Origin of the sequence: Streptomyces thermodiastaticus (genome assembly GCF_014656135.1) — a bacterium.
Taxonomy (GTDB): domain Bacteria; phylum Actinomycetota; class Actinomycetes; order Streptomycetales; family Streptomycetaceae; genus Streptomyces; species Streptomyces thermodiastaticus.
This window is the reverse complement of the sequence record NZ_BNBV01000039.1, coordinates 24308-44641: the sequence shown is the minus strand read 5'-3', so window position 1 is coordinate 44641 and position 20334 is coordinate 24308. Positions and strand designations below refer to the sequence as shown.

The following is a 20334-nucleotide window of genomic DNA, read 5'->3' as shown; positions in this document are numbered from 1 at the left end:
CCCGGTCCCAGAACTCCACCAGCATGCGGATCAGCCGGACGACCTGGTAGCTGCCGCCGGCCGTCCACTCCGGCTCGCCCGTGTCCCGGCCCACCCACACCAGCCGGTTCATCTCACGGGTGCTGGCCGTGTCCGGGTTGGCGATGCCGTCCTTGAACCCCATCAGATTGCGCGGGGTGCCCGACGGCCGGGGCGGGCTGCTGAAACCGTCCATCCGCCAGCGGACCTGGAGACCGCCGCGGGTGTGCCGGGCGATGTCGCGCAGGGCGTGCAGCACGGTGTCGGTGCCGTCGGCGTGAAGCTGGAGGCTGAGGTCGCCGTGACACCACTCGGCCTGAAGGTCGTCGTCGGGGAAGGCGGGCATGGCGGCGAGCCTCCGGGGCCTCAGCGCCGACAGGCCGAACCGCTCGTCGAAGAGCGAGGCGCCGACGCCGACGGTCACGGCCAGCTGTCCGCCGGGCAGCGGATCACCGAGGATGCCGGAGTCCGCCGGCGGGCCGGTGATCCCCACCGGGGACGGCGTGCCGCCCGAGGTCAGGAAGCGAGCCCGGTCGGTGAGAATCCGCAGCAGATCCGTCAGGTCCTTGCGGCTCTCGGCCGTCACGTCCAGGGCGGCGAACGCCGTGACCCGGCGTGGAGGGGCGATGGCCGACTGCTGGTGGACACCGTGGAAGGGGGCGACGGACGGCTGCCCGGCGACGGGTCCGGAGCCGGCCGCCCCGGAGTCGGCCGCCCCGGCGAGACAGACCGCACCGCCCGCGGCGAGTCCCGTGCCCGCGAGGGCCGCGCCGCGCAGAAAGCCCCGTCGGCCGACCCCGCCCGTCGCCGTGCGGCCTGTCTCCTCGCCGCCCGTCTCCTCACCGGCTGTTCTCACACCGTCCTCCGTGGATCGCACAGGGTCGCCACCGACGCCAGCCGCTCCACCAGATCGCTGACGGCCGCGTTCACGTCCTCGCGCCGCGTCCGGGTCAGCCGGTCCAGCGGCGTCCACACATCCCCGTCGCGGAACCCGTCCAGGAGGCGCTGGGTGCGGTCCAGCTGCCGCTGAAGGTCCGCGAGACCGGCGTACCGGGTGGCCAGCACGGGCCGCAGCCGGGACAGCACCTCACGGGTGCCGTCCACGTTGGCGCGGGCGGTGGCGAGGCTGCTGCCGCTGCCGTAGTCGGTACGGCCGGTCAGCTCGAACTGCACGGTGTTCTCCAGGATCTCGTGCGCGCGCAGGCCCAGCTGGGCGGGGTCCATGCGGGTCTGCGCCCAGCTGTCCCGCAGCCCGGTCACGGCCTTGACCAGTGCCGCCGCCGGCGCGCGCAGCGCGGCGGCGGACTGCCCGTGCCAGAGCCCGTACTCGATGCGGTGGAATCCGGCGAAGTCCGGGTCGTGCACGCCGCCGGGCAGCCCGGCGTCCGTGCCGTTGACGGCCTGGTCCGCGTCGCCGAAAGCGTCGTAGGCCGCGCCGAGCCGCTCGTACTCCAGGTGGGCCGGCAGCCATGCGGACCGCGCGGCGGCGAGGTCACCGCGGTCGATCGCCGCCCGCAGGCGGCCGGTGAGCCGCACCACCTCGGTAAGGCCCTGCCCCACCCACGTCTGGTAGCCGAGCGTCGGCGGAATCAGGTCGTGCTCGGTGACCGGGACCGCCGCCGGAGACGCGGTCCCGCCCACGACGCGTACGGTCGGACCGGTGAGCGCGTCGGCGTCGTCGGGGACGCACAGGAAGGCGTACGTACCCGTGCCGATGCGGACCGTCAGCTCTCGTGTGGTGCCCGGGCCGACGTCCTCGACCTCGCCGTACACGGCGTGGGTCGCCGGGTTCTCCAGCATCACCTCGGTGGCCGCGCCGGACGTGTTGTGCAGCTCGAACACGCGCAGGCCGGGTGCCGGATCCGTCCAGCCCCGACCGCACCGGCTGCGGGACACCTCGACCGCCGTGTGCGGCAGTCCGTCCGCGCCGGCGCGGGAGTGGTGCCGTCCGCTCGTCCAGGCCACCGTGGCCACCACGGCGAGCACCGCGACGACACCGGTGACCGCCCACAGCAGACGCGAGCGCGGTCCGGGGACGGACACGGTCATTCCGGTCCTCCTCCGGACGTTCCGTTCGTCACCGCCTCATGCTAGGCACCCGCACCGGCTCGAACAGTCGTCCAAAGCAACCCATGACCAACTGTTCCCTTCGGCTTCACCGGCCGGACCCGCTCCGCACGGCCGGAGAGCTGGTCGTCACCCCCATCGGCGACCAGGACGCGTGTCCACGGACACGCCCGGTCCCGGACGACGGCCGGCAGCTGCGCATCGCCGCGTTCGCGTCGTCGAGCATCTGGTGGGCGGAGGAGCTGCCACTCGGGGAGGCGGAGGGTTTGCGGGCGGCGAAGGCGGCCTTCCAGTCGCCGGTGCGGGACAGAAGTACGTCAGGTTGTGGGTCTTGTCGTAGGCGAACAGGTCGGGGCGGCCGTCGCGGTTGCCGTCGCCGAAGCCGACGAGGTGGCTGTAGGCGTTCCAGCCGCCGCCGATCCGGGTGCGCGAGGCGAAGGTGCCCTCGTCGTAGCCGAGGTGGAGCCACAGCACACCACTGGCGGCCCGGGCCGAGGTCACCGGCGGCGGCGCCGCCCACGTTGCCGACGGAGGTGCCGTCGCGGCCGAAACCCTTCGCACAGGACGCGATCGGGGCACGCGGTGATCACCCGGCCTGCTAACTTCTACATTGTTGTAGAACTGACGGCGTGAGGGAGTCGGCATGGCCCTGTGGGATCGCATCAAGGACTCGGCGGCGCAGATGCAGAGCCAGCTGGTCGCGAAGAAGAACGAGCTGACCAGCGGCGCGTTCCGGGACGCGAGCATGGCGATGTGCGCCCTGGTCGCCGCGGCCGACGGGCGGATCGACCCCGCGGAGCGGCAGCGGGTCGCCCAGCTGATCTTCACCAACGAGGTGCTGCAGAACTTCCCCGCCGCCGACCTTCAGCGTCGCTTCGAGGACAACCTCAACAAGCTCACGGCCGACTTCGACTTCGGCAAGGTGAGCATGCTGCAGGAGGTCGCCAAGGCGAAGAAGAAGCCGGCCGAGGCCCGTGCCGTGATCCAGATCGGCATCGTCATCGGTGGCGCCGACGGCGACTTCGACGCCACCGAGCGTGCCGTGGTCCGGGACGCCTGCTTCGCGCTGGGGCTGCCGCCGCACGAGTTCGACCTCTGAGGGCCGGCCGGTCCCGCCGGGCGGCGGACGGTGCGTGCGCCGGTCAGAGCGGTGTCGCCGCGTGCAGCAGCCGCACCAGGGTGAGCGCCGAGTTCGCGGAGAACATCGCCGAGAGCAGCACCCCGGTGGCCGCGGTCCACAGCGCCAGGCCCACGGTGGTGAACACCGGCGGCCAGGTCCGCACCGCGGGCGCGGGTTGCAGCAGGGCCGCGACCCGGCGCGGCAGCGGCCCCGGTGCCGCGAGCGCGGCCAGGGTCGGTGCGGGGGTGCCGTGCCCGGCGAGCGCGGCCCGGCCGATCGCGCGGGCCACCGCCTTGCGGCTGCCGACGGCCCGGGCGGCCTCCTCGTCGGCCCACCGCTCCACGGTGTAGGCCACGGCGGTCCGCAGCGGCAGCAGGAAGGGGTTGGCGCGGGCGGCGAGCCGCACCAGCAGCAGGTGACGGTGGTGCCGGGCGGCGAGATGGCTGCGTTCGTGGGCGAACAGCGCCCGGCGCTCCCGGGCGGCCAGGCGGCCGAGCAGAGCGGTGGACACCACGATCCGGTCGCGGACGCCGCCGGGCAGCGCGTAGGCGTAGGGCTCGGCGTCCGGCAGCACCGCGACCTCGGTGGGCGGCAGGCCCCGCAGGGCCCGGTGGGCACGGCGGCGGACCGCCCAGTGCTGCGCCACGGCGTGGCCGCAGGCCACGACGACCGCCAGCAGGCCGGGGATCGCGGCCTTCCCGGCGACCTCGTGGTGCGGCACGCTCTCGCGCACCTCGGGGTCCGACCAGCCGTCCGGCAAGGGGTTGCCGGGCAGTTGCGCGGTGCCCACCACCATCAGCAGGCCCAGGCAGACCGTGCTGCACAGCGCCATGGCCGTGGCGAGCCCGGTCAGCAGCACGGTGGCGGCACGGGGGTGCAGGCACCGCTCGGCCAGGCGGGCGATCGGCCAGGTGGTGAGCGGCAGGACCAACGGAAGGAAGACGAAGATCCCCATGTGTGCTCAGTCCTCGTCGGCGGCCTGGTCCAGCAGTTCGCGCAGGAGCTGCTCGTCCCCCTCCGGCAGCGACGTGACGAAACTGGCCAGGACCGCCCGGCGGTCGCGCTGGCCGTCCAGGACCTTGCGCATCTTCGCGGCGGCGAGCCCGGCCTGGTCGGAGACGGGCAGCCACACGAACGACCGTCCCTCGCGCCGGCGCGTCACCGCGTTCTTGGCCAGCAGACGGGTCAGCACCGTCACCACCGTGGTGTACGCGAGGTCCGCGGCCAGATGCTCCTGCACCCATCCCGCGGTCACCGGGCCCCGCGCCTCGTGCAGCGCGGCGAGCACCTGTGTCTCCAGCGAGCCGTGCGCCCGGCGCCGACGGTGCGCTTCGATCGGCACTCGCTCCGTCATGCGCCGTCTCCCTTCGGTCCGCTGCGGGTGTCCGGGGGCCGGCGTCCGGCCGGCGCCGTACGCCGGAGCAGCGTCATCGTACAGAGGCCGGACGCGGACGGCGCGACCTCACGGACAGGGTCTAATCGCGGGAGTTGCCGAACAGGATGCGGTAGGCGACGAGGAGCACCAGGGATCCGGCGATCGCCGCGCCCCAGGTGTACAGGTCGAAGAAGTGCTTCTCCACCGGGCGGTCCAGGAAGCGGGCGGAGAGCCAGCCGCCGATGAACGCGCCCGCGATGCCGATGAGGGTCGTGCCGATGAGGCCGCCCGGGTCGCGTCCGGGCAGCAGCATCTTCGCGATGCCTCCGGCGAGCAGGCCCAGGATGATCCAGCCGATGATGCCCACGGTGTCCTCCAGTCGGGTCGCGCTCCGCGACCGGTTCGGTTGCCTGTTTGCGCAAGCCTAGGGAGGACAGGGCGCGGCAGGCGAGGCCCGGTGAGCTGTGACGACTCGCTGTGGACGGGCCGTTGAGGTTCTGACACATGCTTAAGACATTGCGCAAACAGGGAACCGGATCTGACGGTTCGCCGTTGATCACGGCGGACGCGGGAAGCGGAAGCAGCTGCGGAGGACGTGCATGAGTGTGGCCCTGACCAAGGGCGGCAACGTGTCGCTGAGCAAGCAGGCGCCCGGGCTGACCGGGGTGACGGTCGGGCTGGGCTGGCAGGCGGACACCGGGTACGAGCTGGACGCCGGCGCCCTGCTCTGCGACCGGTCCGGCACGGTGCCGTCCGACGAACACTTCGTCTTCTTCAACAACCTGACCAGCCCCGACGGCTCGGTCCGGCACTGCGGCAGCGGCGCCCCGGCCGACGGGGACGACCAGCGGATCGAGATCGACCTCCTCCGCGTCCCGGACGGCATCGACAAGATCGTCTTTCCGGTGTCCCTGTACGAGGCCACGGCCCGCGGCCAGAGCTTCGCCCAGGTGCACCGGGCGCACATCCGCGTCCTCGACCGGGAGGGCGGCGCCGAGCTGGCCCGCTACGACCTCGCGACCGGCCGGCTGGCCGACGAGACCGCGCTGGTCTTCGGCGAGCTGTACCGGCACGGCGCCGAGTGGAAGTTCCGCGCCATCGGCCAGGGCTACGCCTCCGGGCTGGCGGGCATCGCCGAGGACTACGGCGTGAACGTCCTGAAGGAGACGGCCGCGTCCGAGCCCCCGGCTGCCACCGCCATGGCCGCACCGGCCGCCGAGCCGGCGGTCGTGAGCCCGCCGCCGACCCCCGCGCAGTTGCCGGCCGCCCCGCCGCCGGCCCCCGCGCAGCCCCCGACAGCCCCGCCTCCTGCGGCACCCGAGCCCGCACCGGCCTTTTCCACCGCACCGGACAGCTTTCCAGGGAGTGACCCCATGACCTGCTTCTTCGACCCTCAGCACGGCCCCGGGACGGTGAGCGTGACCTGGTCCCCGCAGTGGGGCGTCCCGCGGCCGGTCCAGGCCTGCGGAGCCTGCGCGCAGCGGGTGCAGACCACGGTGCCGCCGTTCTACACCCCGGCCCAGCAGGGCTACCCGCAGCCGTACCCCGGGCAGGGCTACCCGCAGCAGGGCGGCTACCCCCAGCCGTACCCGGAGCCGCACGAGCACCAGCAGGGCGGCGGCCGCCGGTTCGGGGCCGGTGCGCTCATCGGCGCCGGCGCGGCGGGCCTCATCGGCGGTGCCCTGCTCAACGAGGCCTTCGACGACGACGAACCGGACGTCGTCGTCAACAACTACTACGAGGACTGACGTCCCGCCCCTACGGCCCCGGCACCGCGTCCGGGGCCGCGGCCCGTCCGTCCACCGGCCGCCGCCCCCGTCCCGCACACCTCGCCGGGCACGGCCGCCCTGCGGCCCGCCCTTACCATGGGTGGGCGCATTGTGTGTCAACTGTGAAGAGGGCGGGGACGGGAGAGGGCTGTGACGGATGGCTCCGGTGGCTTCGAGGACCCGCCCGCCGAGGTGCTGGCCGAAGCGGCCGCCGCGTTCGGACTGCTCGCCTCGTCCGCCCGGCTGCACCTGATGTGGGCCCTGTCGCAGGGCGAGAGCGACGTCACCAACCTCGCCCACCGGGTGGGCGGCGCGCTGCCCGCGGTCAGCCAGCACCTGGCCAAGCTGAAGCTGGCCGGGCTGGTGCGGTCCCGGCGGGAGGGCCGGCGGCAGGTGTACTACATCGACGACCCCGACATCGTGACCCTGGTGCGTGTGATGGTCGGTCAGCTGACCGCACGGTCGCAACAGAACTCCGTGCCGGTGCACCGGCTGCGCGGGACCGGTGGCTGAGAGCACCGCGTCCGCGGGAGAGCACGGCCGGGCACCCGGCACATGGCCGGCGTCCCGAGACGAGCGCACCGGAGCGGTGCACGAGCCGACCGTGCTGGAGGTCCTGCGGCAGCTGGACACCGGCCCGCGCGGCCTGACGGAGGACGAGGCCTGGCGGCGGCTGGCCCGGTGTGGTGCCAACGAGCTGCCGCTGCGCCGGCCGGCGAGCTGGCCGCGGCTGTTCGTGCGCAGCCTGCGCGACCCGTTCACCGCGGTCCTGCTCTGCCTCGGCCTGGTCTCGGAGGCCGTCCTCGCCTGGGGCACCGCCTGCGTGATCCTGCTGCTGGTCACGGTGAGCTGTGCGCTGCGCGCCACCGGGGAGCACCGGGCGGACCGGTCCACGGCCGCGCTGCGCCGGCTGGTCGCCACCACCGCCACGGTGGTGCGCCGCGCGGACACGGACGCCGCGCCCACCAGCCGGGAGCTGCCCGTGGAGGAGCTGGTCCCGGGCGACGTCGTCCGGCTGGGGCCCGGCGACCTGGTCCCGGCGGACGTGCGGCTGCTGCGCGCACACGGGCTGACGGTGCACCAGTCGGCGCTGACCGGCGAGTCGGCCCCGGTCGCCAAATGCGCGGGCGACGTCCCGGCCGGAACCGCGGACGGCGTCTTCGACCAGCCCCACCGCTGTTTCCAGGGCAGCAGCGTGGTCTCCGGCAGCGCCACCGCCGTCGTCACCGCGACCGGCGCGCACACCCGGTTCGCCGCCGCGCACGCCCGCACCGGCGCACGGCGGGCGCCGAGCGCCTTCGACCGCTGTGTGCAGGGCGTGTCCTGGATCCTGATCCGGTTCATGCTGCTCGTCCCGCCGGTGGTGCTGGTGTGCGACGCCGCGCTGCACGGGCGCGGCCTGGAGACGCTGCCGTTCGCCGTCGCCGTCGCGGTCGGGCTGACCCCGGAGATGCTGCCGGTCCTGGTCACCACCTGCCTGGCGCGCGGCGCGACGGTCCTGGCCCGCACCCACGGGGTGATCGCCAAGCGGCTGCCCGCCCTGCACGACCTCGGCGCGGTCGACGTGCTGTGCGTGGACAAGACCGGCACCCTCACCCAGGACCGGCCGGTCGTCGACGGTTCCCTCGGCCCGGACGGCGACGACGACCCTCAGGTGCTGCGCTGGGCCGCCGTCAACGCCTGGTGGACCCTGCAGCTGGCCGATCTGCCCGCCCCCGACGCCCTGGACGAGGCCGTCCTGGACCAGGCCGAGGAGGCCGAGATGCTGGCGTACGACGGGGTCGCGGCTGTGCCGTTCGATCCCGCCCGCCGGCTGTCGACGGCCGTGGTGCGCACCCCCGGCCGGCTCGGCACGCACACCCTCGTCGTCAAGGGCGACCCCGAGGCCGTCCTGGAGCGCTGCGTGCTCACCGACGGCGAACGCGAGCGGCTCGCCGCGCTCGCCGGACGGCAGGCGGGCCGGGGGCTGCGCGTCCTGGCGGTGGCCACCGCCGAACGCCGGGCCGGCACCCGCCGCTACACCCCCGCCGACGAACGCGGGCTGACCTACCGCGGCCTGGTCACCCTGCGGGACGCCCTGGCCCCCACCGCCGCCCAGGCGCTGCGGGACCTCGCCGACCGGGCGGTGACCGTGAAGGTGCTCACCGGGGACCACCCGAGCACGGCCCTGCGCGCCTGCCACGACCTGGGGCTCGCCGTGGGAGCGGACGACGTCGTCACCGCCGACCGGCTCGACGCCGTCAGCGACGCCGCCCTGCCCGCACTGGCCGGCCGCACGACCGTCTTCGCCCGCTGCACGCCCGAGCACAAGATGCGGGTCACCCGGGCACTGCGGGCCGCCGGGCACACCGTCGGCTTTCTCGGGGACGGCGTCAACGACCTGCCGGCGCTGCGCGCCGCCGACGTCGGCATCGCCCCGCGCGGGGCCTCCGACGTGACCCGGGAGGGCGCCGACGTGGTGCTCGCCGAGAAGGACCTCACCGCCGTCGCGCACGCGGTGGTGGCGGGCCGGCACGCCGGCGGCAACATCGCCACCTATCTGCGCGTCACGCTCTCCTCCAACCTCGGCAACGTCGTCGCGATGCTGTGCGCCGGGCTGCTGCTGCCGTTCCTGCCGATGCTGCCGGCGCAGGTCCTCGCCCAGAACCTGTGCTTCGACGCTGCCCAGCTCGCCTTCGCCCACGACCGCCCGCCCTCCTCGGTGCTGCGCAGGCCGACGGTGCTGCGCCCTGGGGCCCTGCTGCGGTTCATCACCGGGTTCGGACTGCTCAACGCGGTCGCCGACCTGGCGACGTTCGCCGTGCTCGGACTGGCCCTGCGCGGACGGGTGACGGGGAGCGCCGAGGCGGTGTTCCACTCCGGCTGGTTCACCGAGAATCTGCTCACCCAGGCGCTGGTGATGCTGCTGCTGCGGGCCGGCGGCCGCGGCGCCCAGGACCGGCCGGCGGGCCGCGGACGCCTCGGGCGGCCGGGGCCCGTCGCCTGGGCCGCGGCCGCGCTGGCCGTCATCGGCCTGGCCCTTCCGCCGTCGCCGTTCGGCCCGGCCCTGCATCTGACGGGCCTTCCGCCGCTGTACTACGCCCTGCTCACCGCGGTCCTGCTGCTGTACGCCGTCTGCCTGCCGGCGGCCCGGCGCCGGTACGAGCGGCGGTACGCGTGAGATGTCCCACGGGCGCGGACGGCGGTCCGGGGCCGGTCGCCGGGTGCGGAGCTGTCGTGCCCGTCCACGGGTTTGTTAGATTGCGCAATCACGCAACCGAAGTACGGCGAGCGCGCGACGGGGAGGGAGCGCTTCGCCGGTCCACCAACCGCCGCGCATGTCCGGCCGCGCCCCGACGGCCACGTCCGGTGGGACCGACCGTTCAGGGGAGTGGGAGATGACGGAGCCGCGGGACGGCCGGGGCGGCCCGGCCACACGCCGGCACACCGCCCAGGTGCCCGGGCAGCGCACGGCCGGCACCGACGGCAGGCGCCCGCCGGGCGGCAGGGCCGCGTCCCGGGACCGGGACTCCCGCGCACCCGACGCCACCGCCCGGACGGCCGGCTCCCGCAACCGGGGCGGCCCGCACTCGCGGCGTCGCCGGACCCGGCCGGCGGGCCGTGGCAGGCGGCTGCTGAAGATCGCCGCGATCTGCCTGTCGGCGCTGATCGTGGTCACCGCGGGCGTGGGCTGGTGGTTCTACGACCACCTCAACGGCAACATCGACAGCGTCGCGCTCGACGGCATGGGCGGGTCCGAGACGGCGGACGAGTTCGGCCGCACCCCGATCAACATCCTGGTCATGGGCTCGGACGGCCGCACCGACGCCGCCGACTGCAAACTCGGCGGCGGCTGCTCGAAGACCGGGATACAAAAGGGCAGCAACGCGGACGTGGAGATGGTGGTGCACATAGCCGCCGACCGCTCCAACGCCACCATCATGAGCATCCCCCGGGACACCATGACCGACATCCCGGCCTGCACCGACAAGGAGACGGGCCGGTCGACACCCGGCTACTACGGCCAGATCAACAGCGCCCTGCAGTACGGCCCCGCCTGCCAGGTGGCCACCGTCCACCAGCTCACCGGCATCCCCATCGACCACTTCATCAAGCTCGACTTCTCCGGTGTGGTGAAGATGTCCGACGCGGTCGGCGGCGTCTCCGTCTGCGTCAGCGACGACGTCTACGACACCTACTCGCACCTGAAGCTGTCCAAGGGCGAACACACCCTCAAGGGCGAGGCGGCGCTGCAGTTCGTCCGCTCCCGGCACGGCTTCGGCGACGGCAGCGACCTGGGCCGCACGGTCTCCCAGCACATCTTCCTCAGCGCGGTGATGCGCAAGTTCAAGAGCGCGGGCACCCTCACCGACCCGTCCAAGGTGTACTCCCTGGCCGACGCCGCGACCAAGGCGCTGACCGTGGACGACGGCCTGGACAGCGTGAAGAAGCTGGTCTCGCTGGCGGCCCAGGTGAACAAGGTGCCCGCCCGGCGGATGACCTTCACCACGATGCAGACAGCCCCCGACCCGAACAACGACGAGCGGGTGGTGGTGGGCCCGGGCGCCAAGGAGCTCTTCGCGACCATCGCCCACGACCAGTCCCTGACCACGGGGTCCGGCAAGAAATCCGCGGCGGCCTCCGCGACCGCCACGCCCAGCCCGACGCCCACCGCGACCGTGCCCCCGTCGCAGATCTCGGTGACCGTGCAGAACGGCACCGGCATCACCGGCCGCGCCGCCGCCGTGGCCGACGCGCTGGCCCGGCAGGGCTTCGCTTCCGGCGGCGGCACGGGCAACGCCCTCAGCCCGGCGTCGGCCACCACCCTGACCTACGGGCCCGGCCAGAAGGCCGAGGCGCAGACCGTCGCCGAGGCGCTCGGGCTGCCGTCCTCGCATCTAAAGCAGGGCAGCGGCACCGGACTGGTCCTGGTGATCGGCAGCGACTGGACCGACGGCACGAGCTATCCGGACGACGGCGGCCAGGACGACGGCTCCGCCCCCGCGCCCGCCGACACCAAGGCCGCGGTCGCCGACGCCCACGCGCAGACGGCCGACCAGGCCAAGACCTGTGCGAAGGTCAGCACGTACAAGACGGTGTCGCTGAACGGGGTGGCCATGACGCCGTCCCAGGCGTACGCGACAGCACGCGACGTGCCCGACTCGGACGAGTGAGCGGGTCCGGGCCGGCGGCGCCCCGCCCGGCCCGGACCCGCCGGACACGCGGCACGGTGACCGCGTCCCGGGACACCGCAGCCGGGTCCGCACCCTCACCGTCGGCCCGGCAGCTGTACAGTTGCGCAAGTCCGCAAACGTAGGAAGGGGTGAACGGGATGCTGCGCAACGGGCTGGAACCCTGGCATCTGCTGATCGTGGCGATCGTGCTCGTCGTGCTCTTCGGTTCCAAGAAGCTGCCGGAGGCCGCCCGCGGCCTGGGCCGGTCGATGCGCATCCTCAGGAGCGAGGCCAAGGCGATGAAGGACGACGGCGCCGCCTCCGCCGAGCCCGCACCCCGCGCGGTCACGCCGGCCCCGGGCGAGACCGCGAGCTGACGGAGGAACAGCCGCTTTCCGCCCCGTGAACGGCCGTCGACGGCCGACACACACCGCTGGGCGCGGCCCATGTGCCCGCCACCGGGAGGCGGACCGGACGGGAACTCGGCCTCGCGCGGGACCTACCGCAGCCCCTCGAAGATCAGCTCGTACTCGTCGTCGCGCGGATCCCGCGGGGCGCTGCCGCGCACGGAGGCAGCCGTGCGCGGGGCCTTCGTCTGACCGGTCGATCCGCCGACGGCCAGCACGGTGGACACGGCCAGGCCACCCAGCAGGAACGACACCGGCATCCTCGGCCGCATCCCGCCGCTTGCGCGTTCCTGCTCCCCGCTGGGCGACCGGCGCCTGCGCACCAGACGGACGACGAGACCGGACAGCTGCCACAGGGCGAGCAGCGCGCCCACGAGCGGCAGCAGCAGGAACAGGATCTGCAGACCGGAGGTGACCGCCGCCAGCACCGAGCTGTCGTCGGCGGTGGCGTCGCCGGCCAGGGACACCGCGGTGCGCCAGGCGGTGGTGGCGAGTTCCGGCATCCGGCTGAGCACGAGACCGAGCTGGAACGCCAGCGCCGGCAGGACGGTGAGCACCCATACCGTGACCACCAGCTGCGGCCAGCGTTTCAGGGCGTCGAGCCGCTGGTCCGCGGGCCGGCGCAGGAAGGACCGCTTGAGGATGGGGCCGATGTACTTGAACAGATCGGGGATGCCGACCAGGTCGGCGACGATGTAGTACCCGTCGAACCGCAGGGTGGGCAGCAGCTGCTGCACGATCTCCATGTTGGTGGCCAGGACGGCGACCAGGAGCACGGGCGAGCCGGTCCGCAGGTACACCAGCACCAGGCCGATGACGAACAGGCCGTTGAAGTAGACACCGCCGAGGTCGGTGCGGATGCGGCCGGCGCGGCCCAGCCGGTAGGAGTTGGTGACGTCGGTGTAGAAGGCGGGCCACACCAGGTAGATGCCGCAGCCCATGTGGCCGGGCGCCACACCTCCGTAGCGGCAGGCGGCCGCGTGGCCCATCTCGTGGAAGGCGGAGGAGGCGAGCGTCAGCAGCGCCACGATCAGCACGCCGGTGGGGTCGGCCATCACCCGGGCCATCGCCTGGCCCGGGCTCTCCATGGCGAACACCCACAGCTCGGCGATGAGGAAGCCGGTGAGGCACAGGATCAGGGCGACGGGGTGGTACAGCCAGGAGAACAGGCCGCTGAGGAACCAGGTGGCCCGCTCGGAGAGCACGGTGGCCCTGAAGCGCAGTCCCAGGAAGGGGTTGGCCTTGGCGACCGCGGGCTGGGAGCCGTCGCTGTAGGTGGTGATGCCCAGCGGGGCGAGTTTCTCATCCAGCAGGAAGACCACGTGTTCGGCGGCGAACTGACGGCCGGTCCTGGTGCTCAGGTCCTCGGCGGTGCGGGCCAGCACGCTGTCGGCTCCGCGGTCCGCGGCCCGGGCGGACTGCCTCTTCAGGGCCAGGACGGCCTGGTAGAGCAGGGGCGGGAGCTGGATGACCTGGCCGTCGAAGCGCTGGACGAGCTGGGGAGGCGTGCGGTACCCGGAACCTTCGAACTCACCGACCGGCTCGGTCCCTTCGGTGAGGCGGGGCACCGCCGTGGCACGGCTGGGCAGGTGGTCCGGGCCCGGTGCGGAATGTCGCGTACACATGGAGATTTCCCAAGATCGGGGAGCCGGCCGCGCCAGGCACTGCCGTCGCCTGCGCACCGCTGACCCGGACGGGACCGGCGGACGGCGACGCGACGGCACCACCTGCGCGAGCGAAGCGGTGTTCACCGGTTCAACGACGGGGTCTCCCCAGCGGGCACGCACCACCCGGGTGCGGATGACGCCTGGGAGGGCCAGGCTCAGTGCGTGACGACGGTGGATGCGGGCACGCAGGTCATGCTGCTGCTCGGCTGGCCGGGCCCCAGACCGAGGGCGCCGAACAGCCCGTAACCGCCCCCTTGAGTAGTGGTCGCCTGGCAGGCGTAGGACACGACGGTGCTCCCGCCGCCGTCACCCCCGCCGCCGTTGGCCGGTGCGGGGAAGGTGTAATGACGGCTGTTGTCCACGTGAACATCGATGATGGACAGCAGCATCCTTTCCGGCAGCAGCTCCCCACCGAGCTCGTTGAGCTCCCCGTAGCTGACGGCAGACATGCTCTTCCTCTCTGCACGCCAAGGGCGTGCACGCCAGGGTCCGCAGCGAAGCCGGGCGTCGGGGGCCGGCGAATCCGGCAGCCCCCGACGCCCGGAGCTCGGTCAGGAGATGGCGGTCGACGCCGGCACGCAGGTGATGTTGTTGTACGGGTACTCCGAACCCAGGCCGAGCGCGCCCGTCAGGCCCTGGCCGCCGGTGATGGTCGAGGTGCTCTGGCAGGCCGAGTTCGTCACGACGCTGTGGTGGTCGCCGTGACCACCCAGCGCGAGAGCCGAGCTGCTCGAGCTGGCGCCACCGTCGTGGCCGGCACCGCCACCCCAGTTGTTGAACGGAACCACGGTGGACAGCACGGAGCGCTCGGGCAGCACTTCGCCCGACAGGTTGCCGAGCTCCTCCAGGCTGACAGCAGACATGAATGTTTCCTCTCGGATGGTTTCCACGAGGCAGCTCTTCCCGCCTCGCAGGGGAATGTTTAGCACGAAGGAAACGCGAAATCCCAATCCCCACGTCAGCGACCTGACGGATTCACACCACCGAAGAGAAACGACGAGTCTGTTAATAATTCCGGACCCTCTGCGGGGCGCTCGCACGGGAATTCACCCGTATTTCTCTGGCCCTGTCACCACCCGCCGTCACCGGTGCAGGCGGCCGCGCCGGCACCGGGCACGGCCGCCTGCGCACGGAGGAACGTTCCCGCGGAGCTGGCCCGCTCAGAACACCACGGTGGAGGCGGGAATGCAGGCCAAAGTGGCACTGTGGTGGCTCGCGACCGCCTGGCAGGCCGAGGTCACCACCACGCCATGGTGCACGCCATGGCCGCCGTGGCCACCGTGGTCATGACCGCCGTGACCGCCGTGACCGCCGTGGCCGTGACCGCCCATGGCGCCGAAGGGGTTCACCGTGGAGAGCACGGCCCGCTCGGGAAGCAGTTCACCGGTCAGGCCCTCGAGTTCCGCAAAGCTGATGGCAGACATGGGTCTCCTTTTCGCGTTCTTGTACGGGCAGACGGAAGGCGCCCGCAGAATCAGGCTTATCAGCGGAACACGGGGGCCGGTCATATTATTGAGCCGAACGGATTGCGAGCATCCCCTCGTGCGCCACACACACGACGGCGAAAGAGTGAAAGCGCCCCGGAATCAGAAGGCCGTCGTACGACTGCCCGGCATCCCGCGTCGGTGCGGGATGCCGGGCAGCAGGGGAAGCGCCTTCCCGGGAGAACACTGCGAGGAACAAGAACGCGGTGCCCACGATAGACAGATGTGCCCGGTATGTGCGGACGACGCGCCGTACCGGACGACAGGACCGCGGGACGCCGCCGGAGGCCGTCGTCGCAGGCCGGGGCGGTAACGGTCTGGAACCACCCGTCTGCGTAGGGCAGTCTTTCCTCATGTGAGGAGCGTTCCGTATCAGGGTGGTGCGCCGGCGAACGGGGGCGCACACATGGTGGTGTGCGGTGACGACGGGCTCGCGCACCGGCTGGCCGCGGAGCTGCGCGGCATGTACCGCCAGCAGGTCACGCTGGTGGTGCCGCCCCGTCAGCGCACGGTACGGCCTCCCGTGGTCGGCCGCGTGCGCACGGCCTCGGCGCTGCTGGACCGGGTGGTCAGCGTGGCCGTGAACCGGGGCGGCAGCGGCGGCGGACCGGCGGACGCCGGGCAACCCGGCCGGGACGCGGACCGCCTGGTGGAGGCGGCCGAGCTGTCGGAGCAGGTGCTCGAGGACGCGGGTGTGCAGCAGGCGTCCGCGCTGGCCCTGGTGTACGAGGACGACGAGACCAACATCCGTGCGGCGCTCACCGCGCGCCGGCTCAACCCGCAACTGCGGCTCGTGCTGCGGCTGTACAACCGGCGGCTCGGCCAGCACATTCAGGAACTCCTCGACCAGGCGGCCGCCCTCGCGGCCCAGGGCGACGGGACCCTGCAGCCCGGTGACGCCTCCACCACCGTGCTGTCCGACGCCGACACCGCCGCGCCCGCGCTGGTCGCCACCGCCGTCGCCGGGACCAGCAAGGTCGTGCAGACCGACGGGCTGCTGCTGCGCGCGGTCGAGCGGCCGCCGCCCGCCGAGGGGGAAGTCGCCGACCCGGGGCTGTGCACCGTGGCGCTGCTGTCGGCGACCAGCAGCGACCCGGCCGGAGCGGACGGCTCCGAGGACAGCGGCGAACAGCGGCCCCGACTGCTGCCGGACGACGCGGAGGTGCGCGCGGCCACCGGGCGCGCGACGGTGGTGCTGGAGCAGGTCCCCTACGGCGACGTCGAGCAGTCCCCGCCGAGGAGACGCGCGGGCGGGATGGTGCTTCCGCTCGCCTCGCTGTTCTCCCGCCGGCTGCGGTGGTCGGCGGCGGGTCTGGCGGCGTGCGTGCTGGCGCTCGCGGTGGCGCTGTGGCGGGTGACCGGGGTGCATCCGCTGGGCGCGCTGTATCTGACCCTGCTCGACCTGTTCGCCATCGACGAGCCGGCGCTGGGCGAGCCGGTGGGGCGGCAGGTGCTCCAACTGCTGTCCGGGCTCGCCGGGTTGCTGCTGCTTCCGGTGCTGCTGGCCGCGGTGCTGGAGGCGCTGGGGACCTTCCGGACGGCGTCCGCGCTGCGCAAGCCGCCGCGCGGGCTCAGCGGGCACGTGGTGCTGCTCGGGCTGGGCAAGATCGGCACCCGGGTGCTGACCCGGCTGCACGAGCTGCGCATCCCGGTGGTGTGCGTGGAGTCGGACCCCGACGCCCGCGGCATGGCGACGGCACGGCGGCTGCGGGTGCCGGTGGTGCTCGGCGACGTCACCCAGGAAGGCGTGCTGGAGTCCGCCAAGATCCACCGCGCCCGCGCGCTGCTCGCGGTGACCAGCGCCGACACCACCAACCTGGAGGCGGTGCTGTACGCCCGCACGGTGCGGCCCGACCTGCGCGTGGTGCTGCGGCTGTACGACGACGACTTCGCGACCGCGGTGTACCGCACCCTGCGCGCCGCGTATCCGCACGCGCTGACGCGGAGCCGGAGCGTGACGCACCTGGCGGCGCCCGCGTTCGCCGGGGCGATGTTCGGGCGGCAGATCCTCGGGGCGATCCCGGTGGAGCGGCGGGTGCTGCTGTTCGCGGCCATGGAGGTGGCCGGGCATCCGCAGCTGGAGGGGCGGACGGTCGCGGAGGCCTTCCGGCCCGGGTTCTGGCGGGTGCTGGCGCTGGACGTGGGGGCGCAGGACGACCAGGGCCTGGATCCGGCGGGCACGGAGCCGGACGCGGCTGCGGGCGCCGCGTCCCCTCCGGGCACGCGGCTGGTGTGGAACCTGCCCGGCACCTATGTGCTCCGCACGGAGGACCGGGTGGTGCTGGCGGCCACGCGGCGCGGCCTGGCGGAACTGATGAGGCGGCAGGGCCCGGAGCGGACGCGCCGGTGACCTGAGGGATCCGCCCCGGCACCGTCCCCGGTCCGGCCCGCGCGCGGCATGTGACGCGCGGCCGGGCCCGGGGGCGGCCGCCGCCGTGTCACTTCGGCAGGTGACGGGCGGCGAAGTCCAGTTCCAGGCGGACCTGCTTGATGCGTTCGTCGACGACCAGGGAGCCGTGGCCGGCGTCGTAGCGGTAGACCTCGTGGACCGCGCCCCGGGCCTCGAGACGCTTGACGTAGTTCTCGATCTGCCGGATCGGGCAGCGGGGGTCGTTGACACCGGCCGAGATGAAGACCGGGGCCTTGACCTGGTCGACGTAGGTGAGCGGGGAGGACGCTTCGAAGCGCTCGGGGACCTCCTCCGGGGTGCCGCCCAGCAGGGTGCGGTCCATCGCCTTCAGTGCCTCCATCTCGTCGTGGTACGCCGTGACGTAGTCGGCGACCGGGACGGCGGCGATGCCCAGCGTCCACGCCTCCGGCTGGGTGCCCAGGCCCAGCAGCGTGAGGTAGCCGCCCCAGGAGCCGCCGGTGAGGATCAGCCGCTCGGGGTCGGCGAGCCCGGAGGAGACCGCCCACTCGCGCACCGCGGCGATGTCCTCCAGCTCGATCAGGCCCACCCGGTGCTTGAGCGCGTCCGTCCAGGCGCGGCCGTAGCCCGTGGAGCCGCGGTAGTTGACGCGGACCACCGCGTAGCCGTGGTCCACCCAGGCAGCCGGGCCCGCGGCGAAGGAGTCGCTGTCGTGCCAGGTGGGGCCGCCGTGGATGTCGAACACGGTGGGCAGCGGTCCCGTGGCGCCGCGCGGCTTGTGGACCAGGGCGTGGATGCGGCCGCCGGGGCCCTCCACCCACACGTCCTCCACGGGGACCGAACCGGGGCACTTCATCCCCGGCGGGTCCAGGACCACCCGGCCGGCGGTGGAGCGGACCACGGCCGGCTCGGCCGCCGAGGACCACAGGTACTCCACGGTGCCGTCCGGCCGGGCCGTGGCCGCGGACACCGTGCCGGGCGGGGTGGGGATCCGGGTCAGCTCGCGGCTCGCGAAGTCGTAGCGGAACAGTTCGCTGCGGGCCTCGTAGCTGTGCACCACGAGCAGGCCGCTGCCGTCCGGGTACCACTCGGCGCTGACGTCGCCGGGCAGGTCGAGCGCCAGGTCCGTCTCCTCGCCGGTGGCCACGTCCCAGACCGCGGGTTCCCAGCGGCCCCGGCGCTGGTGCCCGATCAGCAGGCGGGTGTCCCCGTCGACGGGGGCGAAGCCCAGCACCTCCAGGCCCAGCTCCACCGTGCCGCCGCGGGTGTCGTCCAGCTCGGCGACCGCGGAGCCGTCCGGGCGCAGGACGCGGATCGCCGAGTGCATGGCGTCGCCGTGCTCGGTGTGCTCGATCGCGATGAGCGTGCCGTCGTGCGACAGCCCGCCGACCCCGGCCGACTCGCGGTGCCGGTAGATCTCCACCGGCGGCTCGCCCGAGTCCAGCCGTGCCAGGTGGATCGTGGTGCCGTCCTCGTCGGTGGAGCGGCCCACCACGGCCGTGCGCCCGTCACGGCCGAGGGCGAGGCCCGCCGGATAAGACGGCTCCAGGCCCGGCACGGCCGGCTCGTCCGGGCCGCCGGTGAACGGCTGGCGGCGCCAGATGCCGAACTCGTCGCCGTCCTTGTCGTCGAACCACCAGATCCACGCGCCGTCCGGGGACAGCGTGCCGTCCGTCGTGCCGTTCGGCCGGTCGGTCGCCTGCCGCTGCTCGCCGGTCGTCCGGTCCCAGGCGTACAGCTCGTACGTCCCCGTGGCGTTCGACACGAACAGACAGCGCGCCGGGGCGTCCTCGGCCCACTCGGGCAGCGACACCCGGGGGGCCCGGAAGCGCTTCTCCCAGTCCGGCATCTGTCCGGCCGGTCGCTGCCGGTCCTGTACGTTCGTCTCGTTCCGTTCGTCCCGGTCGTCCCGCTGGTCCGCGGCTGCGGCCCCGTTGCTCTCAGTCATGGCCCCATAGTGCCTGTCCGCACCGACGACGCGTCGCCTCGCGTCCCCAGCCTGTGGAAAAGCGCTCGGGACAGCGGGCCGGCGATCACCAACCTGTGGAAAACTTCCACCCCCGCGCTCGGGCCGCGCCCGGCGGGGCCGTACCGTTGGAGGCGTGTACCGGTTTCTGCTGACGCCCCGCTGGTGGGGCATCAACGTCTTCGCTCTGCTCGCGATCCCGTTGTGCGTCTTCATGGGGACCTGGCAGCTGAGCCGGTTCGAGTCGCATGTGCGGGACCACCGGGGCGAGACCGAGCGGGCGGCGTCGGCCCGCACCGAGACTCCGCGGCCGCTGGAGAAGCTGCTGCCCGTCGGCAAGGAGACGGTGGGCCGCCGGACCACCGCGACCGGCCGGTACGCCACGCAGCTGCTCGTCCCCGACCGTGAGCTGGACGGCAAGCGGGGCTACTACGTCCTGACGCTGCTGCGCACCGACTCCGGCAAGGCGCTGCCGGTCGTGCGCGGCTGGCTGCCCGGGTCCGCCGACACCGCGAAGGCGCCGGCCCCGCCCTCCGGCCGGGTCACGGTCACCGGTGTGCTGCAGGCCTCCGAGTCCCCCGGTGACGACGGCGTCACCGCCCGCAGCGGACTGCCCTCCGGGCAGACCTCCGTGATCAGCGCCGCGTCCCTGGTCAACCTGGTGCCCTACGGCGTCTACGACGCGTGGATCACGCTCGACGCCGCCGATGCCGGGATGAAGACCGTCCCGGCGAAGGCCCCGCAGGGCAGCGGGCTGGACCTGAAGGCGTTCCAGAACCTCGGCTACACCGGCGAGTGGTTCGTCTTCGCCGGGTTCGTCGTCTTCATGTGGTTCCGGCTGCTGCGCCGCGAGGTGGAGGCCGCCCGGGACGCGGAGCTGGGGCTGGCCCCGGAGACACCCGGCGCCGAGGAGCAGCGGACCGCGGCGGTCTGACCCCGT

General features: G+C 73.4%; 18 protein-coding genes. 8 read left to right on the top strand and 10 right to left on the bottom strand.

The window, feature by feature from the left end; genetic code table 11:
• Together IE286_RS24965 and IE286_RS24960 are read right to left on the bottom strand one after the other, a co-directional pair.
• Positions 1-874 (bottom strand): Dyp-type peroxidase (locus IE286_RS24965; RefSeq protein ID WP_189799019.1); only part of this gene is annotated, 874 nt, incomplete at its 3' end.
• The gene (locus tag IE286_RS24960) at positions 871-2067 is read right to left on the bottom strand and encodes an EfeM/EfeO family lipoprotein (protein WP_189799018.1); all 1197 of its coding nucleotides are present in this window, start codon (positions 2065-2067) and stop codon (positions 871-873) included. The genes IE286_RS24965 and IE286_RS24960, both read right to left, overlap by 4 nt.
• A 661-nt stretch (positions 2068-2728) precedes the next feature.
• Here IE286_RS24960 and IE286_RS24955 point away from each other — a divergent pair.
• Positions 2729-3184 carry a tellurite resistance TerB family protein gene (locus IE286_RS24955; RefSeq protein WP_189799017.1) on the top strand — a complete coding sequence of 152 codons (456 nt, stop codon included), beginning with the start codon at positions 2729-2731 and terminating at the stop codon, positions 3182-3184.
• 43 nt (positions 3185-3227) lie between these two features.
• Here the strand turns inward: IE286_RS24955 and IE286_RS24950 are convergent, their stop codons facing one another.
• The 3 genes from IE286_RS24950 to IE286_RS24940 all read right to left on the bottom strand — a co-directional run bounded on the left by IE286_RS24950 (position 3228) and on the right by IE286_RS24940 (position 4947).
• A complete protein-coding gene (locus tag IE286_RS24950) occupies positions 3228-4160 on the bottom strand; it encodes a M56 family metallopeptidase (RefSeq protein ID WP_189799016.1) in 933 nt (310 codons plus the stop codon).
• Positions 4161-4166: 6 nt separating this feature from the next.
• Entirely contained in the window at positions 4167-4559 is a 393-nt protein-coding gene (locus IE286_RS24945) for a BlaI/MecI/CopY family transcriptional regulator (RefSeq protein WP_189799015.1), read from the bottom strand.
• 121 nt (positions 4560-4680) lie between these two features.
• Positions 4681-4947, bottom strand: coding sequence for a GlsB/YeaQ/YmgE family stress response membrane protein (locus tag IE286_RS24940; protein ID WP_125499286.1), 267 nt, complete (start codon positions 4945-4947; stop codon positions 4681-4683).
• Between the two features lie 232 nt (positions 4948-5179).
• On the opposite strand from IE286_RS24940, the gene IE286_RS27815 reads away from it, so the two are divergent.
• From IE286_RS27815 to tatA, 5 genes are all read left to right on the top strand, one after another.
• Positions 5180-6328 carry a TerD family protein gene (locus tag IE286_RS27815; RefSeq protein ID WP_189799014.1) on the top strand — a complete coding sequence of 383 codons (1149 nt, stop codon included), beginning with the start codon at positions 5180-5182 and terminating at the stop codon, positions 6326-6328.
• A 171-nt stretch (positions 6329-6499) separates the two neighbouring features.
• A complete protein-coding gene (locus tag IE286_RS24930) occupies positions 6500-6862 on the top strand; it encodes an ArsR/SmtB family transcription factor (protein ID WP_189799013.1) in 363 nt (120 codons plus the stop codon).
• A complete protein-coding gene (gene mgtA, locus IE286_RS24925) occupies positions 6855-9509 on the top strand; it encodes a magnesium-translocating P-type ATPase (protein WP_189799012.1) in 2655 nt (884 codons plus the stop codon). The genes IE286_RS24930 and mgtA overlap by 8 nt, the downstream gene beginning before the upstream one ends.
• Before the next feature lie 217 nt (positions 9510-9726).
• Positions 9727-11502, top strand: a complete 1776-nt coding sequence (locus IE286_RS24920) for an LCP family protein (RefSeq protein WP_189799011.1) — start codon at positions 9727-9729, stop codon at positions 11500-11502.
• A 158-nt stretch (positions 11503-11660) separates the two neighbouring features.
• Positions 11661-11879: a Sec-independent protein translocase subunit TatA gene (gene tatA, locus IE286_RS24915; protein ID WP_189799010.1), complete on the top strand. Its 219-nt coding sequence runs from the start codon at positions 11661-11663 to the stop codon at positions 11877-11879.
• A 122-nt stretch (positions 11880-12001) separates the two neighbouring features.
• On the opposite strand, the gene IE286_RS24910 is transcribed toward tatA, so the two are convergent.
• The 4 genes from IE286_RS24910 to IE286_RS24895 form a co-directional block, all read right to left on the bottom strand.
• The gene (locus IE286_RS24910; RefSeq protein ID WP_189799009.1) at positions 12002-13534 is read right to left on the bottom strand and encodes a hypothetical protein; all 1533 of its coding nucleotides are present in this window, start codon (positions 13532-13534) and stop codon (positions 12002-12004) included.
• 197 nt (positions 13535-13731) lie between these two features.
• Positions 13732-14025: a hypothetical protein gene (locus tag IE286_RS24905; RefSeq protein WP_189799008.1), complete on the bottom strand. Its 294-nt coding sequence runs from the start codon at positions 14023-14025 to the stop codon at positions 13732-13734.
• Between the two features lie 102 nt (positions 14026-14127).
• Positions 14128-14439 (bottom strand): hypothetical protein, encoded by a 312-nt coding sequence (locus tag IE286_RS24900; RefSeq protein ID WP_189799007.1) that lies wholly within the window; start codon positions 14437-14439, stop codon positions 14128-14130.
• 297 nt (positions 14440-14736) lie between these two features.
• Complete coding sequence (locus IE286_RS24895; protein ID WP_189799024.1) at positions 14737-15000, bottom strand: hypothetical protein; 264 nt, start codon at positions 14998-15000, stop codon at positions 14737-14739.
• A gap of 466 nt (positions 15001-15466) precedes the next feature.
• On the opposite strand from IE286_RS24895, the gene IE286_RS24890 reads away from it, so the two are divergent.
• Entirely contained in the window at positions 15467-17410 is a 1944-nt protein-coding gene (locus tag IE286_RS24890) for an NAD(P)-binding protein (RefSeq protein ID WP_189799006.1), read from the top strand.
• 88 nt (positions 17411-17498) lie between these two features.
• Here the strand turns inward: IE286_RS24890 and IE286_RS24885 are convergent, their stop codons facing one another.
• Positions 17499-19376 carry a S9 family peptidase gene (locus IE286_RS24885; RefSeq protein ID WP_189799005.1) on the bottom strand — a complete coding sequence of 626 codons (1878 nt, stop codon included), beginning with the start codon at positions 19374-19376 and terminating at the stop codon, positions 17499-17501.
• 154 nt (positions 19377-19530) lie between these two features.
• Here IE286_RS24885 and IE286_RS24880 point away from each other — a divergent pair, with 154 nt between their 5' ends.
• Positions 19531-20328 (top strand): SURF1 family protein, encoded by a 798-nt coding sequence (locus tag IE286_RS24880; protein ID WP_189799004.1) that lies wholly within the window; start codon positions 19531-19533, stop codon positions 20326-20328.
• Positions 20329-20334: the final 6 nt, after the last annotated feature.

Excerpts from the sequence above, each read along its gene's own strand:
- IE286_RS24960 (WP_189799018.1), bottom strand. The coding sequence starts at position 2,067 with ATGACCGTGTCCGTCCCCGGACCGCGCTCGCGTCTGCTGTGGGCGGTC.
- IE286_RS24955 (WP_189799017.1), top strand. The coding sequence starts at position 2,729 with ATGGCCCTGTGGGATCGCATCAAGGACTCGGCGGCGCAGATGCAGAGC.
- IE286_RS24950 (WP_189799016.1), bottom strand. The coding sequence starts at position 4,160 with ATGGGGATCTTCGTCTTCCTTCCGTTGGTCCTGCCGCTCACCACCTGG.
- IE286_RS24945 (WP_189799015.1), bottom strand. The coding sequence starts at position 4,559 with ATGACGGAGCGAGTGCCGATCGAAGCGCACCGTCGGCGCCGGGCGCAC.
- IE286_RS27815 (WP_189799014.1), top strand. The coding sequence starts at position 5,180 with ATGAGTGTGGCCCTGACCAAGGGCGGCAACGTGTCGCTGAGCAAGCAG.
- IE286_RS24920 (WP_189799011.1), top strand. The coding sequence starts at position 9,727 with ATGACGGAGCCGCGGGACGGCCGGGGCGGCCCGGCCACACGCCGGCAC.
- tatA (WP_189799010.1), top strand. The coding sequence starts at position 11,661 with ATGCTGCGCAACGGGCTGGAACCCTGGCATCTGCTGATCGTGGCGATC.
- IE286_RS24910 (WP_189799009.1), bottom strand. The coding sequence starts at position 13,534 with ATGTGTACGCGACATTCCGCACCGGGCCCGGACCACCTGCCCAGCCGT.
- IE286_RS24905 (WP_189799008.1), bottom strand. The coding sequence starts at position 14,025 with ATGTCTGCCGTCAGCTACGGGGAGCTCAACGAGCTCGGTGGGGAGCTG.
- IE286_RS24900 (WP_189799007.1), bottom strand. The coding sequence starts at position 14,439 with ATGTCTGCTGTCAGCCTGGAGGAGCTCGGCAACCTGTCGGGCGAAGTG.
- IE286_RS24895 (WP_189799024.1), bottom strand. The coding sequence starts at position 15,000 with ATGTCTGCCATCAGCTTTGCGGAACTCGAGGGCCTGACCGGTGAACTG.
- IE286_RS24890 (WP_189799006.1), top strand. The coding sequence starts at position 15,467 with ATGGTGGTGTGCGGTGACGACGGGCTCGCGCACCGGCTGGCCGCGGAG.
- IE286_RS24885 (WP_189799005.1), bottom strand. The coding sequence starts at position 19,376 with ATGACTGAGAGCAACGGGGCCGCAGCCGCGGACCAGCGGGACGACCGG.